This window comes from Pseudomonas sp. Bout1, assembly GCF_034314165.1.
Classification (GTDB): domain Bacteria; phylum Pseudomonadota; class Gammaproteobacteria; order Pseudomonadales; family Pseudomonadaceae; genus Aquipseudomonas.
Genome location: NZ_JAVIWK010000001.1, coordinates 1,917,970 through 1,933,214 on the forward strand (window position 1 = coordinate 1,917,970; position 15,245 = coordinate 1,933,214).

The window sequence follows — 15,245 nt, forward strand, 5'->3', positions numbered from 1 at the left end:
CGCACCTCGAAGGAGGATTTTGTGCAGGACGTAAGGTGATTTACCGGTCTGGGAAAAGTGGCAAATGGACATATTTGTTCAAGGCATTTTGACAGACGGTGTAAAGTTATCTTTGGTCGTGCTAGTTTAATGTCAAATTTTCGTATGCGTGGGCAAAACGTCATTCAGAACATAGAGTTGGCGCCACGTTTTAAAGCGGTTTGCACGGTGCTAAACCCCTTATTTTTCAGCATTTTTTATTAGAGGCACGGGATTACATGGAAATCGGTCTGCGCGAGTGGCTGATCGTCATCGGCATTATTGTCATTGCCGGTATTCTTTTTGATGGCTGGCGCCGGATGCGCGGCGGCAAGGGCAAGTTGAAATTCCGCCTGGACCGCAACCTGTCCAATTTACCGGACGACGACAGCAGCGCCGAGCTGCTGGGGCCGCCCCGTGTTCTGGACAACCATAAAGAGCCGCACCTGGACGAGCACGACCTGCCGTCGATGAGCGCCCCGGCGCGTGAAGCTCGCGAGCCCAAGCGCGGCAAGCGTGGCGCTGCCAGCGAGCCGTCCCAGGGTGACCTGAACCTGGACCTTGAAGAAGGCCCGAGCTTCAGCAGCCGTGACGATGACTTCCCGGATGAGTCCCCGGCCAAGAGTTCTCATAAAGAATCCGTCAAGGATCAACCGGCTGCCGAAGAGGTGCTGGTGATCAGCGTGATCTGCCGCGACGCCGCTGGCTTTAAAGGCCCGGCCCTGCTGCAAAATATTCTGGAAAGCGGCCTGCGTTTTGGCGAGATGGATATTTTCCATCGCCACGAAAGCATGGCCGGCAACGGTGAAGTCCTGTTCTCCATGGCCAACGCGGTCAAGCCGGGCATCTTTGATCTGGACGATATCGACCATTTCAGCACCCCGGCGGTGAGTTTCTTCCTCGGCTTGCCAGGCCCGCGTCACCCGAAACAAGCATTCGACGTGATGGTGGCCGCAGCCCGCAAGCTGTCCCAGGAACTCAATGGCGAACTCAAGGACGATCAACGCAGCGTCCTGACCGCCCAGACCATCGAGCACTACCGTCAGCGCATCGTCGAGTTCGAGCGTCGCGCCCTGACACAGAAGCGCTAAGGTCCAATCTTAAGCGTTGCCTGTAGAATCCATGCACTAACATATTGAGCAGCTTCGGCTGCTCTTTTGCTTTATGAGAGAACACCCATGACCGCCGCCCACACCCGCATCCTCGAACTGCGCGCTGAACTGGATCAGCACAACTACCGCTACCACGTCCTCGACGAACCGAGCATTCCGGACGCCGAGTACGACCGGTTGTTCCACGAGCTCAAGGCGCTTGAAGCCGAGCACCCGGACTTGGTCACCCGTGATTCACCGACGCAGCGGGTCGGCAGCGCGGCATTGTCTGCGTTTACTCAGGTGCGTCATGAAATCCCGATGCTCAGTCTTGGTAACGCTTTCGATGAAAGCACGATGCTTGAATTCGATCGCCGGGTAACCGAAGGCCTGGACCTGCCAGTGGGCGATCTGTTTGGCGCTGGCGCGGCGGTGGAATACAGCTGCGAGCCGAAGCTTGATGGCCTGGCGGTCAGCCTGCTGTATCAGGACGGTGAGTTGGTGCGTGGTGCCACGCGCGGCGATGGCACCACCGGCGAAGACATCAGCGTCAACGTGCGCACCGTGCGCAATATTCCGCTGAAACTACACGGCAGCGGCTGGCCGGCGACCCTGGAAGTGCGCGGCGAAGTGTTCATGTCCAAGGCCGGTTTCGAGCGGCTGAATGCCACGCAACTGGAAGTCGGCGGCAAAACCTTTGCCAACCCGCGCAACGCCGCTGCGGGTAGCCTGCGCCAGCTGGACTCGAAGATTACGGCAAGCCGTCCGCTGGAATTCTGCTGTTATGGCATTGGCCAGGTGACCGCTGACATTAGCGATACCCATATCGGCAACCTGCAGCAATTGCAGAAGTGGGGCATGCCCATCAGCCACGAGCTGAAACTGGCCAAGGGCATTCAGGAATGCCTGGATTACTACCGTGATATCGGCGAGCGGCGCAACGCCTTGCCGTATGAGATCGACGGTGTGGTGTTCAAGGTCAATAGCATTGCCTACCAACGCGAATTGGGCTTTCGTGCCCGTGAACCACGTTGGGCCATTGCCCATAAATTCCCGGCCATTGAAGAACTGACCGAACTGCTGGACGTTGAGTTCCAGGTCGGCCGCACCGGCGCGGTAACGCCCGTGGCACGGTTGAAACCGGTCAAGGTCGCGGGTGTGACCGTGTCCAACGCCACCCTGCATAACATGGACGAAGTGGCGCGCCTGGGCCTGATGATCGGCGACACCGTGATCATCCGCCGCGCCGGTGATGTGATCCCGCAGGTGGTGTCGGTGGTGACCGAGCGCCGCCCGGAAAACGCCCGTGCGGTGCAGATCCCCGAGAGCTGCCCGGTGTGCGGCTCTCACGTTGAACGCACGCAACTGGTCAAGCGCAGCAAGGGCAAGGAAACTGTCAGCGAAGGCGCTGTGTATCGCTGCGTCGGGCGCCTGGCCTGTGGTGCTCAACTCAAGCAGGCGATCATTCATTTCGTCTCGCGCCGGGCCATGGACATTGACGGGCTTGGCGACAAGACCATCGAGCAACTGGTGGACGAAAAACTCATCGGCTCGCCGGCTGATCTCTACAAGCTCAAGTACGAGCAGATCATCGACCTGGAAGGTTTTGCCGATGTCTCCAGCAAGAAGCTGATCACCGCCATTGAAAACAGCAAGACACCGACCCTCGCACGGTTTATCTACGCCCTCGGCATTCCCGATGTAGGCGAGGAGACCGCCAAGGTGCTGGCGCGCTCGCTGGCGTCCCTGGAGCGTGTGCAGCAGGCCTTGCCGGAAGTGCTGACGTACTTGCCGGACGTTGGCTTGGAGGTGGCGCACGAGATACACAGCTTCTTTGAAGACAGCCATAACCAGCAAGTGATTGGTGCCCTGATCTCCAAAGACGAGTGCGGCCTGACGTTGCAGGAGCAGGGCGACCTGAGCCCCGAGTTTGCGGCCAGCACCACGCTGGGCGGCTTGCTCGACAAGTTGCACGTGCCGTCCGTTGGCCCGGGCGCCGCGCAGAAGCTGGCCGACAAGTTTGGCTCGCTTGAAGGGGTGATCAAGGCCGATTGGCTCGACATGCGCCAAGCGTTGCCAGAGAAGCAGGCCAAGGCGGTGCGGGATTTCTTCGATATCGAAGAAAACGCCCGGCGCGCACTGGCCATCGAGCAACAGCTCAAGGACTTCGGCATGCACTGGCAGAGTGAGAAGAAGGTCGTCGAAGGCCTGCCCGAGGCCGGTCACACTTGGGTGCTCACCGGCTCCCTGGAACTGATGAGCCGCGATGTCGCCAAGGAAAAACTCGAAAGCCTGGGCGCCAAGGTAGCGGGCTCGGTGTCGGCGAAAACCCACTGCGTGGTGGCTGGGCCGGGCGCGGGTTCGAAGCTGGCCAAGGCCAGTGAGTTGGGCCTGAAAGTGCTGGATGAAGAGGCGTTCGTGGCCTTCCTCAACCAGCACGGCATAACCGTTGCCTGACGCTCATCCTGTAGGAGCCGGCTTGCCGGCGATGGCGGTTTCAAGATCGCCATCGCCGGCAAGCCGGCTCCTGCAATTGATGGGAACGATCATCTTCAGGAAATGATCTAGTCTTGGGCAGCCCAGGGAGAGATCGCCATGTACCGCTTCTTCGAACAACTCAGTTCGCGCATTGCCGCACCGTTCATGGCCGAGACCTCGCGCAACAGCAAGGTCTGGCAGTGCCGCTGTGGGCAGTCGCTGTTCTTTCGCAACAGCCAGTGCCTGGCCTGCTCGGCGCTGCTGGGCTATCAGCCGGAGCAGAGTCGCCTGTCATCCCTGCAGCCCGGCCCGTACGCCGACACCTGGCTGCTGGACGCCGACCCTGAAGCCGGCGCATTTCGCCGCTGCGCCAACCTCGACACGCCCGCCGCCTGCAACTGGTTGCTGCCCGCCGACAATGGCCAGACCTTGTGCGTAGCCTGCAGCCTGAACCGCACCATCCCTGACCTGTCGATCCCGGAAAACCCCGAACGCTGGCGCAAGGTCGAAACCGCCAAGCGCCGCCTGGTGGCGCAACTGATCAGCCTGGGTTTGCAGGTGGTTCCCAAGACCGTCGATGAAGACACTGGCCTGGCCTTCGATTTTGTCGGCATCGACCTGGAAGGCAACGCACCCACCACCGGCCACGCCAATGGCCTGGTCACCCTCGACATCAAGGAAGCCGACGACGCCCATCGCGAGAAAATCCGCGTACAGATGCGCGAGCCTTACCGCACGTTGCTCGGCCATTTTCGCCATGAGGTCGGCCATTACTACTGGGACCGCCTGATCGCCAGCAGCCACTGGCTGGAGCCGTTCCGCAGCCTGTTTGGCGATGAGCGCGCCAGCTACGCCGACGCCCTTGAGCAGCACTACCAGAACGGCCCGCGGCCAGACTGGCAGCAAACCTGCGTGAGCGCCTACGCCACCATGCACCCGTGGGAAGACTGGGCGGAAACCTGGGCGCATTACCTGCACATGATGGACGCCGTCGACACCGCGCTGGGCTTCGGCATGAGCGCCCGGGAGATGGACCTGGATTACCAGCCGTTCCCCCTCAGCACGCTGTATGACCCTGAACATCCGGGCGGCGCGGCGTTCCTGTCATTCGTCAATGCCTGGATCGAACTGGCCGGCATGCTCAACGAACTGTCGCGCAGCATGGGCCAGCCGGATTTCTACCCGTTCGTCCTGCCGCCGGCGGTGATTGCCAAGCTGCACTTCATTCACCTGGTGATCCAGCAAGAGGGCGGCCGGGCGGATGAGGTGGTGCTCTTGTAGGAGCAAGCTTGCTCGCGAAGGTCGTCAACGATAACGCGCCTATCGTGAATGAACGCGGCGTCTTGGCGTCTTTCGCGAACAAGCTCGCTCGTGCACAGGCAAGTGCTTGAACCATCAGATATTTTTAATCCAGCGCCAACGGTTGTAACTTCCGATGAGATCGGTACAATGGCGCGGCTTGCCGAGAGGCGAGCGTCGTTATGGTGACCCCATCGGTCCCCCCGCAACGATTACCCGTGAACCTGGTCAGAGCCGGAAGGCAGCAGCCACAGCGGGAACATTGTGTGCCGGGGTGTGGCTGGTGGGGTTGCCTCCATAACGCTTTATTTGTCGTTCGACAAATATCCTGTACGACTGAATCGGTCGAAACAAACCCAAAATATATCGCTGCCTTCCTGTCCCTTGACTGCGAAGCGTTTTCTGCTGCGCATCAACAATCGGGCTGGAGAGTTTAATGGGTAGTTATCTGCATACTGGCACGATGCCTGGTTTTATCTATGCATGAGCCTCATCCGAACGTCTCCCGCAACAGCCCCGCAAATGCATCCCGCGCCAGGTGGCGTTGGGTGTCTTTGTGCCAGAACAGCAGGTTATCCACCGCCGCCAATTCGTCGAAGCGGTAGGACGTCAATTGGTTGGCCTGCTCGTAGCGCGCCAGGATGCCTTCCGGCGCCAGCGCCACCCCAATCCCCGCGCTGACGCAGCCTATGATCGTGCCCCAGCTGGCGTAGCTGGCGATGGCCGGCTTGATGTCGTGGGGCTTGAGCCAGTTTTCCAGGGCGGCGCGATACGGGCAGCCAAGCGGCCAGACCAGCAGCGTGCGGCCGGCCAGGTCCCGGGCATCTTCGATGGGCGCGCTGGAGGCGCTGGCGATCAGTACCAGGCGCTCGCTGTAGACCACGCTTTGTTCGAGCTTCGGGCGTTTGCCGCCGGCGGCCACCAATGCGGCATCGATGCGGTGGTGTTGCAGGTCGTCCAGTAGCTGGGCCCACGCGCCGGTTACCAGTTCCAGTTCTACCTGCGGATAGCGTCGATGGTATTCAGCCAGCAACGGTGGCAGGCGCCCGCTGGCGCTGGACTCTACCGCACCGATGCGCAGCTTGCCGCGGGGGATCGCGTTGCTGTCGACGGCACGCTTGGACTCTTCCACCAACGCCAGGATGCGTTCGCAGTAGTCCAGAAATACTTCACCGGCAGCACTGATCGCCAACCCGCGCCCGGCACGAATGAACAGCGGGGTGCCCAACTCGCTTTCCAATTGCTTGATGCGCGTGGTGATGTTGGACGGCACGCAGTGCAATTGCAGGGCGGCCTGGGCCACGCTGCCGGTTTGCGCCACGGCTTTCACCATTTTCAGTTGGGCCAGTTCCATTGCTCAGTTCCAGTGATTACAGAAGTCAGAAACGGTTAATTGTCCTGCGTCTTGCCGGGGCCAAGACTGGCAGCATTCCCACTGCTGGACGCCGTTCATGAAAGCCCCGTCACCCGTAAAGCTTACGCTAGTCACTGCCAGCGTCATCCTCTGTTGGGCGTATTCGCCGATTGGTGTGCATATGGCCTTGCACAGCTACAGCCCTGGCCAGTTGGCCTTGGGGCGGTTCCTGATTGCTTCGGTATTGATGGCCGGCGTCGCGTTGGTCATGAAAATCGAGCGGCCACGCCTGCGGGACCTGCCGTGGTTGTTGGTGCTGGGGTTCTTCGGGATTTTCCTGCACCACCTGACCATTAACTTCGGCCAGCAATTTGTCACGGCCGCCGCCTCCAGTGTGCTGGCGCAGTCGGTTCCGCTATTTACCGTGATGGTGGCGTTTTTTGCCTTGAAGGAGCGGGTCACCGGCTGGCGCTGGGCTTGCGTGCTGCTGGGATTGAGCGGGGTGTTGGTGGTGATCTGGGGCGAGCATGGCCTGGGCGAGATCGATCCCCGTGGCTTGATGATCCTGGTGGCGGCGTTGTCGTGGAGCTTTTACTTCACGATCCAGAAACACTATTCGCGGCGCTACAGCCCGCTGACTACCGTGTGCTACACCGTGTGGTCGGGCACTTTGCTGCTGTGTGTCTACTTGCCGGGCTTGCCGGCAGTGGTGTCGCAGGCATCAACCCAAGCCAACCTGGCGGTGCTGCTGCTCGGCGCCTTCCCCAGCGCTCTGGCGTACCTGGCCTGGGCCTATGTGTTGCGGCATGTGGAGGTCAGCCGCGCTTCAGTGGCGTTGTACCTGGTGCCGCCGGTGGCGATGGTGATGGCCGCCACACTGCTGGGCGAGCAGGTTTCGCTGCGCGTGGTGCTGGGGGGCCTGATCGTGCTGGCCAGTGTCGGCGCCATCAGCCTGGAAGGGCGCTGGCGCCGCAAACCTTCAGGGGGTCGCGGTGAACACTCGCAGGCGGTGGCCGCGGGCTCCTGGGCGACAAAGGTGTAACCGAAATCCGCCTCGGCCGGTGACTGGATGATGTTCATCCCCAGGTCAACCCAGCGCGCGTGCAACTCATCGACCGTTGCCACGTCAGCGACGCAGAATCCCACCTCGCCACCGCCAACCGTAGCCTGGGCCGCAGGCTCTACGGTGTGGCGCGACCACAGGCCGAGTTTCACGCCGTTGTCGAGGATAAACAACGCAAAGGTCGGCCCCAGCTCCACAGGCGGCTTGTCCAGCAGGTGGCTGTAGAGGTTGGCGCTGGTGGCGGGGCTGTCGACGTACAACAAAAAATACTGGGCAATGCTATTCATGATGACTCCCTGATAGTACGCGGCAATGGCGCGGCTCAGTCCCAAGTCTAAGGGGCTGTCCTGTCAGTTCATGTCAGGAGTCATCAAGCAAAGAGCAGACAGTTTCGCTGTCTGCTCTTTTTATTGCGTGCACCAATGTTGCGAGCTCTAAGGCTTGGACAAGGCCTGGTCTACCGCTGCGATCAGCTTTCCCAGATCCTTCGGGGTGGCTTTATGAATGACACCGAACAGATAAGCGCGCTGCTCCTCTTCGTCGACCAGGTCTGCGAAAAAGACTTTGAGCTTCACTCCCAGCGCCTCTGCGAACAAGAACAGAGCCTCGACGCTGGGTGTATAGGTGCCGGTTTCGAAGCGGCTGATGGTTTTAGGGTCAAAACCGGTTTTTTCACCTAGTTCAGCCTGAGTAAGCCCTGCGACCTTGCGGTAACGTCTGATGGCTGGACCCAAACTTGAAATGTGCATCGCTCAATTCCCATTTAGAATCAAGAACTTAACGATAAATCTTGAAATTAGACAACCGCATGTACCATCACCTTTTCTTGCAAAATGTGATGTAATTCGTAGAATTGGCATCTAGGACAAGTATTTGGTGGTCTCGTTTCAGACGGCAGGTTTATGAAACAGGAAATCATTGCTTTCTCCTTGCTCTCATAAATGTGCCCAAAAAACGGACGCTTGGCAGGGACTGAAATGTCGCTCGTCAGTGCCACGCATCACTGCGCCCCACGTGCCGGATACCCGAATTCAAGCCTAGTTGATCATCACCGAACGGATGATGAATTGCTGTGCAAAATCGTGGGTTGCGTACCTTTGCGGTCAACCAGCCGATCGACGGCGCAGCCCGACTGGAAATACGAATCCGCCCGCCCTGCCTACCCGGTGGCCAAGCGCGTGATCGAATGCTGTCCATGGAGCTTTAACGTGCGTCTCAATTTGCCGGTCACTGCTGTTGAACAGACTTTTGGGGAGCAGCAACGGCTAATTTCCGCGACTGACATCAATAGCCACATTACCTACTGCAACGCCGAGTTTGCCGCCATGAGCGGCTTTACCCAGGCGGAGCTGATCGGCAGCACCCATAACCTGGTGCGCCACCCCGACATGCCGCCCGCCGTATTCCAGTTGATGTGGAGCTACCTCAAGGCCGGGCACAGCTGGATGGGCGTGGTGAAGAACCGCTGCAAGAATGGCAATTATTATTGGGTCAGTGCTTATGTGACGCCGATTCTCGAAGACGGACGGTTGACGGGCTACGAGTCGGTGCGGGTCAAGCCCACTCGCGAACAGGTGCGGCGCGCCGAAGCGCTGTACGCGCGCTTGCAGGCCGGCGGCGCGGCGGTCTCGCCGGTGCGGCGCCTGGCGTGTGCGGCCCAGGTCATGGCTTTGCCACTGGTGGCCGCCGCCGCCAGCCTCGCTGCCTTCCAATTGATTCCCGGCGTGTGGGCCCAAGCGTTGACCGTCGGCTTGTTTCTCGGTGTGGGCGTTTGGGGTCATCAACGCTTGGGCCTGCAGCTCAAGCGCATTGTGCAGGGCACACCCAACACCTTTTCCGACCCTATCAGCGCCATGACCTACAGCGACGCGCTAGGGCCGGCCGCGCAGTTGGAAATGATCCTGATCAGCGAAGAAGCGCGGCTTAAAACTGCCCTTACGCGACTCAGCGACCTGGCCAACCAGATGGCTGAAGCTGCCGCTCATTCCAGTGTGCTGTCGAGCACCACCGAATCGGCGCTGCTGGACCAGCGTGCCGAGACCGACATGACCGCCGCCGCCATGACCGAGATGGCCGCGTCCATCGCCGAAGTGGCGGTGCACGTGCAACAAACCGCCAGTGAAGCCCACACCGCCAACACCCTGGCCGAGCAGGGCAGCCAGGTGGCCGGTACTTCCCGTGAGGCGATCCAATTGCTGGCCGGCACCGTCACCCAGATCAACCAGGCGGTGGGCAACCTCGCCGGGCAGACCCAGCAGATCCAGGTTGCCGCGAGCATGATCCAGGCGATCGCCGACCAGACCAACCTGCTGGCCCTTAACGCGGCCATTGAAGCGGCCCGTGCCGGCGAACAGGGCCGCGGCTTTGCGGTGGTGGCCGATGAGGTACGCGCGCTGGCGGGCAAGACGCGGGAGTCGACCCAGCAGATCCAGGGCATCATCCAGAACCTGCGGGCCGGCGCCGATGAGGCGGTCGAGATCGCGAGCCTGGGGATTCACGAAGCCGAGCAGGGCGTGCAACACGTGCTTGAGGCCCAACAGGCGCTGCAAGGCATTCGCCAGGCGGTGGAGCGTATTACCGACATGAGTCAGCAAATGGCTGCCGCCTCGCAGGAGCAATCCCACGTCGCCGAGGACGTTTCACAACAGATCAATAACGTTGCCGCCACGGTGCAAAAGACAGCGGGCACTGCCAACGCTGCAGTCACCCGTGGCCGGGAACTCGAAAGCATCTCTTCCGGGTTGCGCGCCCTGGTCGAGCGGTTCAACCGCTAGCCACAGTGAGCCTGACTCATGGACGAGAAATACCGCAGGGCCGTGGATGCAGCCGCCATTTTCTCCGAGACGGACTTGGCGGGCTGCATCACGTATGTCAATGACCAGTTCTGCGGCGTGTCCGGCTACGGGCGTGACGAGTTGCTGGGGAAAAACCACCGGATCCTCAGTTCCGGGCTGCACCCTGAGGCGTTTTTCCAGGGCATGTGGCAAGCCATCAGCGAAGGCCGGGTGTGGCGTGGGGAAATCTGCAACCGGGCCAAGGATGGCACCCTGTACTGGGTGGACAGCACCATGGTGCCGCTGCTCGATGAACAGACCGGGCAGGTGCAGAAGTATGTGTCGATCCGCTTTGATGTCAGCGAAAAACGCCAGTTGTTGCACACCCTGCAATGGCGGGTCGGCCACGACGTGCTGACCGGCTTGCCCAACCGTGCCTATCTGTCCGAGTTGCTCAACCAATCCCTGGAGTTTTCCCGCAGCGAAGACATCCCACTGGCGCTGTGCATGCTGGACCTGGACGGCTTCAAGGCGGTCAACGATGGCTACGGGCATGCCTGTGGTGATTTGTTGTTGGTGGAGGTGGCCACGCGATTGCGGGAGATCATTCGCGGCGAGGACGTAGTCGCCCGGCTCGCTGGTGATGAATTTGTGCTGATTCTGCGTTACGTGCGCGATATCGATGAGCTTAACGGCGCCTTGCTGCGCATTCTCAAGGCGATCTCGGAGCCGTACTCGATCCAGGGCGCGGAGCTGAACGTGTTCGCCAGCATCGGCGTCACGTTGTTTCCCCTGGATGACGAGGACGCCGACACCTTGCTGCGCCATGCCGACCAGGCGATGTATGTGGCCAAGCAGAGCGGACGCAACCGTTACCAGTTGTTTGATGTGTCCCTGGAGCAGGAGGTCAAGGCCAGCCACCAGACCGTAGAGCAGATCCGCCAGGCTCTGGCCGCTGGCCAGTTGTGCCTGCATTACCAGCCCAAGGTCAACTTGCGCTGTGGCACGGTAGTGGGGTTCGAGGCGTTGTTGCGCTGGCAGCATCCCGAGCGTGGCCTGGTGACGCCGGGGGACTTCCTGCCGCTGATCGAGCAGACCGACCTGATCGTCGACATTGGCGAGTGGGTGATCGCCCAGGTGCTGGCGCAGATGCACCGCTGGCAACTGCATGGGCACTGGTGGTCGGTGAGCGTGAACATCGCGGCGCGGCATTTCCAGCGCGAGGATTTTGTTGAACGGCTGCAAGGCTTGCTGGCGCAATACCCGCAGGTGGAGCCGCACCGGCTGGACCTGGAAATCGCCGAGTCGGTGGCCATCGACAATATCCAGCGCGTCACCCAGCACCTGGAAGCCTGCCAGGCGCTGGGCGTGCAGTTCTCCCTGGATGATTTTGGCACCGGCTATTCCTCCCTGAGCTACCTCAAGCGTCTGCCGACCCAGACCATCAAGATCGACAAGTCGTTTGTGCGCGACATCCTGCACGACAAGGACGACCTGGCGCTGACCAAGGCGGTGATTGGCCTGGCCCGGGCATTTGGCCGCGAAGTGATCGCCGAGGGCCTGGAAACCCTGGAGCACGGCCAGCTGTTGATGCGCATGGGGTGTGAAGTGGCGCAAGGCTATTTCATCGCCCGGCCGATGCCGGCGAGGGATGTGCCGGGTTGGGTGGAGGGATTTGCACCGCCGCTGCAGTGGCAAAAGCTCGAGTGATGTTTACTGTGGTGAGGGAGCAAGCTCCCTCACCACAGCAAGCTCCCTCACCACAGAGTACATCAGATGATCCTAAGGGGAGGGCGCGCTATTCCCGATATACAGCTGGATGATTTCATCAATCTCGCCGGACATTTTCATCCTTAATAACGTGCGCAGGATCTGCTGCCCCGGCACCTGCGGGTCATTGCGCACGTAACAACCCAGGCTCTGCTCCTCGATCACGGCCACCGTGTGCAGGCGCTGTGTAGGCGGTAGTTGCTGATTGAAGCGGTCCAGAATCCATTCGTTGATCACCGCGTACTTGAAACGCCCGGCCGCAAGCTTTTGCAGCACCTGTTCTTCACTGCGACTGTCGTCGCGAGCAAGCTGGCCGCTGGCGAAGCGCTGCTCCAGGGTCGGGTAGCTATACCCGAGCACCGTGCCGATGTGTTGCGGGGCAAGGCTGTCCAGCCGCACTGACAGCGGCGGCACGTGTGCAGTAGCCAGCACATTGCGTTGCACCATCAGCGGGATGCTCCAGGTGTAGTCGCCCGACAGGTTATTCAGCCACGCGGGTGTCACGTAGCAGCGTACGTCCACGTCGCCGCGCTCCATGGCGGTGTCGATGCGTGCACGGGGCAGTACATGGAATTTCGCGGGGCGCCCAACCTGGGTCGCCAGGCTCAACATCAGGTCATACAAAATGCCCTGGGTCGGTTGGCCCTGGTCGAGTTGCACCATGGGCATGGTCCAGCTGTCGGAAATGGAGAAACGCAGAGGTGCGGGCGCCGCCAGGCTGACCGTGGCAATCATCCACAAGGCGCCCAGGACTGCGCGCATAAACTCTCCGGGTTCAGCCTTTTATAGGCTTGGTTAGACCAGCTTAGTCAGATTAGACGAGCGTGCCGGATGCAATTTCCCCCTTGCTCCGCTAGCATTACCCGCTTCCGCTTCCCAGTTGCGACGGTTTTCGATGAGTTATCAGGTTCTTGCACGTAAATGGCGCCCGCGCTCGTTCCGCGAAATGGTCGGCCAGACCCATGTGCTCAAGGCTCTGATCAATGCCTTGGACAGCCAGCGGCTGCACCACGCCTACCTGTTCACCGGTACCCGCGGTGTGGGCAAGACCACCATTGCCCGTATCATCGCCAAGTGCCTGAACTGTGAAACCGGCATCACCTCGACGCCGTGCGGTACGTGCTCGGTGTGCCGGGAGATCGATGAAGGGCGCTTTGTCGACCTGATCGAGATCGACGCCGCGAGCCGCACCAAGGTCGAAGACACCCGCGAGCTGCTCGACAACGTGCAGTACGCGCCGAGCCGTGGCCGCTTCAAGGTCTACCTGATCGACGAAGTGCACATGCTGTCCAGCCACTCCTTCAACGCGCTGTTGAAAACCCTGGAAGAGCCGCCGCCCTACGTCAAATTCATCCTGGCCACCACCGACCCGCAGAAACTTCCTGCAACGATTCTGTCGCGGTGCCTGCAGTTCTCCCTGAAAAACATGACCCCGGAACGCGTGGTCGAGCATTTGACCCACGTGCTGGGGGTCGAGAACGTACCGTTCGAAGACGACGCCCTGTGGTTGCTGGGCCGCGCTGCCGACGGCTCGATGCGTGACGCCATGAGCCTCACCGACCAGGCCATCGCCTTCGGTGAAGGCAAGGTCATGGCCGCCGACGTGCGGGCGATGCTCGGTACCCTGGACCACGGCCAGGTGTTCGACGTGCTGCACGCGCTGATCGAAGGCGATGCCAAGGCGTTGCTCGAAGCCGTGCGTCACCTGTCCGAGCAAGGCCCGGACTGGAATGGCGTGCTCTCGGAAATCCTTAATGTGCTGCACCGCGTTGCTATCGCCCAGGCGTTGCCTGAGGGCGTCGACAACGGGCATGGCGACCGCGACCGCGTGTTGGCCCTGGCCCAGGCGTTGCCGGCCGAAGACGTGCAGTTCTACTACCAGATGGGCCTGATTGGCCGGCGTGACTTGCCGTTGGCGCCTGACCCGCGTGGCGGCTTTGAAATGGTCCTGCTGCGGATGCTGGCCTTCAGGCCCGCCGACACGGCGGATGCGCCGAGACAGCCGCTAAAGCCAGTGGGGATCAGCCAGGCCACAGTTGATTCCGCCAAACCAGTGGCTGGCCCGGCTGTTGTCGCGCCAGTGGTTACGCCGCCGGTGGCTGTTGCTCCGGCACCTGCGCCCGTTGTGGCAGAGCCTGCGGCACCTGCGGTTGTGCCTGAGCCGGTTATCGAGCCTGCGCCAGTGCCCGAAGTCGACCTGCCTTGGAATGCCCCGGCAGAGGCTGAAGTCGAAGCCGAGCAGCAGCCAGCCGTGGAGCCGGTGCTCGAAACCGCCGGCGAGCAGCCCGAGCTGACGCCAATGCCCACGCCCACTCCCGACAGCGTGGTGCCGGATGCCCCAGAGTGGGTTTCGGCCCCGGTGCCGGAGCCGACTGTCGCCCAAGTTGATGCCGCCACCCCGGGCACCGACCTCGACGACGAGCCGCCGCTGGACGAAGACTACATCGAGCCGGATATGGACTCGGCCTACAGCTACCTGGACGAGCTGGCCAGTGAGCACGCTGCCGAGCCCGCCCCGGAACCTGAGCCAGAACCGGCTGCGATGCCGGCCACCGGCCTGGCATTGCAATGGCTGGAGCTGTTCCCGAAACTGCCGATCTCCGGCATGACCGGCAGCATCGCCGCCAACTGCACGCTGATTGCCGTGGAGGGCGATCATTGGCTGCTGCACCTGGACCCGGCCCACAGCGCGCTGTTCAACGCAACCCAGCAGCGCCGGCTTAACGATGCCCTGAACCAGTTCCACGAGCGCACCCTGACCATCAGCATCGAGCTGATCAAGCCCGAGCAGGAAACCCCGGCCCAGGCGGCGTCCCGTCGCCGGGTCAACCGCCAGCGCGAGGCTGAAGAGTCGATCCACGGTGATCCGCTCATCCAGCAAATGATGCAGCAGTTTGGCGCGGTGGTACGTCACGATACTATCGAACCTGTAGAAGCCCCGGTTCAGGCGTAACACGCCGGGGCCAATAATTGATCCACGTACTTTTGAGGTGATTCCCATGATGAAAGGTGGCATGGCCGGCCTGATGAAGCAGGCGCAGCAGATGCAGGACAAGATGGCCAAGATGCAGGAAGAACTGGCCAACGCCGAAGTCACCGGTAAAGCCGGTGGCGATATGGTCAGCGTGGTGATGACCGGTCGTCACGACATCAAGCGCGTGAGCATCGACCCAAGCGTATTGCCAGGTGTGGGCGAAGACGACCTGGAAATGCTCGAGGCGCTGTTTGCCGCGGCCGTCAACGACGCTGTGCGCAAGATCGAAGCCAATAGCCAGGACAAGATGTCTGGCGTGACCGCTGGCATGCAACTGCCGCCGGGTATGAAGCTGCCGTTCTGATCGGCAAGCGCAGCACCGAAAATGCCAGGCCCCGCGCCTGGCATTTTTTTTGGCCGGCTA

The 15,245-nt window shown here is 61.1% G+C and carries 11 protein-coding genes, 1 other RNA gene and 2 pseudogenes; 10 read left to right on the plus strand and 4 right to left on the minus strand.

Annotated elements, in window-relative coordinates; translation table 11 throughout:
- The first annotated feature begins 257 nt into the window (after positions 1-257).
- From zipA to ffs, 4 genes are all read left to right on the plus strand, one after another.
- Positions 258-1,109 (plus strand): cell division protein ZipA, encoded by an 852-nt coding sequence (gene zipA, locus RGV33_RS08755; protein ID WP_322143927.1) that lies wholly within the window; start codon positions 258-260, stop codon positions 1,107-1,109.
- Between the two features lie 87 nt (positions 1,110-1,196).
- Positions 1,197-3,566 (plus strand): NAD-dependent DNA ligase LigA, encoded by a 2,370-nt coding sequence (gene ligA, locus RGV33_RS08760; RefSeq protein ID WP_322143928.1) that lies wholly within the window; start codon positions 1,197-1,199, stop codon positions 3,564-3,566.
- 138 nt (positions 3,567-3,704) lie between these two features.
- Entirely contained in the window at positions 3,705-4,868 is a 1,164-nt protein-coding gene (locus tag RGV33_RS08765) for a zinc-binding metallopeptidase family protein (protein WP_322143929.1), read from the plus strand.
- A 210-nt stretch (positions 4,869-5,078) separates the two neighbouring features.
- Positions 5,079-5,175: signal recognition particle sRNA small type (ffs, locus tag RGV33_RS08770), an RNA gene on the plus strand.
- Positions 5,176-5,376: 201 nt separating this feature from the next.
- On the opposite strand, the gene RGV33_RS08775 is transcribed toward ffs, so the two are convergent.
- A complete protein-coding gene (locus tag RGV33_RS08775) occupies positions 5,377-6,240 on the minus strand; it encodes a LysR family transcriptional regulator (protein WP_322143930.1) in 864 nt (287 codons plus the stop codon).
- 97 nt (positions 6,241-6,337) lie between these two features.
- On the opposite strand from RGV33_RS08775, the gene RGV33_RS08780 reads away from it, so the two are divergent.
- Entirely contained in the window at positions 6,338-7,282 is a 945-nt protein-coding gene (locus RGV33_RS08780) for a DMT family transporter (RefSeq protein ID WP_322143931.1), read from the plus strand.
- A 47-nt stretch (positions 7,283-7,329) separates the two neighbouring features.
- On the opposite strand, the pseudogene RGV33_RS34195 reads toward RGV33_RS08780, so the two are convergent.
- Both RGV33_RS34195 and RGV33_RS08785 read right to left on the minus strand, forming a co-directional pair.
- Positions 7,330-7,590: pseudogene (locus RGV33_RS34195) on the minus strand (drug:proton antiporter); the annotation flags it as partial.
- Positions 7,591-7,737: 147 nt separating this feature from the next.
- The gene (locus RGV33_RS08785; protein ID WP_003219061.1) at positions 7,738-8,052 is read right to left on the minus strand and encodes a helix-turn-helix domain-containing protein; all 315 of its coding nucleotides are present in this window, start codon (positions 8,050-8,052) and stop codon (positions 7,738-7,740) included.
- A gap of 228 nt (positions 8,053-8,280) precedes the next feature.
- Here RGV33_RS08785 and RGV33_RS34200 point away from each other — a divergent pair.
- The 3 genes and pseudogenes from RGV33_RS34200 to RGV33_RS08795 form a co-directional block, all read left to right on the plus strand.
- A pseudogene (locus RGV33_RS34200) lies at positions 8,281-8,838 on the plus strand (PAS domain-containing protein); the annotation flags it as partial.
- A 129-nt stretch (positions 8,839-8,967) separates the two neighbouring features.
- Positions 8,968-10,077, plus strand: coding sequence for a methyl-accepting chemotaxis protein (locus RGV33_RS08790; RefSeq protein ID WP_416152113.1), 1,110 nt, complete (start codon positions 8,968-8,970; stop codon positions 10,075-10,077).
- Between the two features lie 18 nt (positions 10,078-10,095).
- Positions 10,096-11,787: a putative bifunctional diguanylate cyclase/phosphodiesterase gene (locus tag RGV33_RS08795; RefSeq protein WP_322143933.1), complete on the plus strand. Its 1,692-nt coding sequence runs from the start codon at positions 10,096-10,098 to the stop codon at positions 11,785-11,787.
- A 72-nt stretch (positions 11,788-11,859) separates the two neighbouring features.
- On the opposite strand, the gene RGV33_RS08800 is transcribed toward RGV33_RS08795, so the two are convergent.
- Positions 11,860-12,609, minus strand: a complete 750-nt coding sequence (locus RGV33_RS08800; RefSeq protein ID WP_322143934.1) for a transporter substrate-binding domain-containing protein — start codon at positions 12,607-12,609, stop codon at positions 11,860-11,862.
- Between the two features lie 133 nt (positions 12,610-12,742).
- On the opposite strand from RGV33_RS08800, the gene dnaX reads away from it, so the two are divergent.
- A complete protein-coding gene (gene dnaX / locus RGV33_RS08805; protein WP_322143935.1) occupies positions 12,743-14,800 on the plus strand; it encodes a DNA polymerase III subunit gamma/tau in 2,058 nt (685 codons plus the stop codon).
- Positions 14,801-14,846: 46 nt separating this feature from the next.
- Complete coding sequence (locus tag RGV33_RS08810; RefSeq protein ID WP_322143936.1) at positions 14,847-15,185, plus strand: YbaB/EbfC family nucleoid-associated protein; 339 nt, start codon at positions 14,847-14,849, stop codon at positions 15,183-15,185.
- Positions 15,186-15,245: the final 60 nt, after the last annotated feature.

Bases quoted from the DNA above. Each gene is read 5' to 3' on its own strand.
- RGV33_RS08775 (WP_322143930.1), bottom strand. From the start codon at position 6,240: ATGGAACTGGCCCAACTGAAAATGGTGAAAGCCGTGGCGCAAACCGGC.
- RGV33_RS08780 (WP_322143931.1), top strand. From the start codon at position 6,338: ATGAAAGCCCCGTCACCCGTAAAGCTTACGCTAGTCACTGCCAGCGTC.
- ligA (WP_322143928.1), top strand. From the start codon at position 1,197: ATGACCGCCGCCCACACCCGCATCCTCGAACTGCGCGCTGAACTGGAT.
- dnaX (WP_322143935.1), top strand. From the start codon at position 12,743: ATGAGTTATCAGGTTCTTGCACGTAAATGGCGCCCGCGCTCGTTCCGC.
- RGV33_RS08795 (WP_322143933.1), top strand. From the start codon at position 10,096: ATGGACGAGAAATACCGCAGGGCCGTGGATGCAGCCGCCATTTTCTCC.
- RGV33_RS08790 (WP_416152113.1), top strand. From the start codon at position 8,968: ATGGCTTTGCCACTGGTGGCCGCCGCCGCCAGCCTCGCTGCCTTCCAA.
- RGV33_RS08765 (WP_322143929.1), top strand. From the start codon at position 3,705: ATGTACCGCTTCTTCGAACAACTCAGTTCGCGCATTGCCGCACCGTTC.
- zipA (WP_322143927.1), top strand. From the start codon at position 258: ATGGAAATCGGTCTGCGCGAGTGGCTGATCGTCATCGGCATTATTGTC.
- RGV33_RS08810 (WP_322143936.1), top strand. From the start codon at position 14,847: ATGATGAAAGGTGGCATGGCCGGCCTGATGAAGCAGGCGCAGCAGATG.
- RGV33_RS08785 (WP_003219061.1), bottom strand. From the start codon at position 8,052: ATGCACATTTCAAGTTTGGGTCCAGCCATCAGACGTTACCGCAAGGTC.
- RGV33_RS08800 (WP_322143934.1), bottom strand. From the start codon at position 12,609: ATGCGCGCAGTCCTGGGCGCCTTGTGGATGATTGCCACGGTCAGCCTG.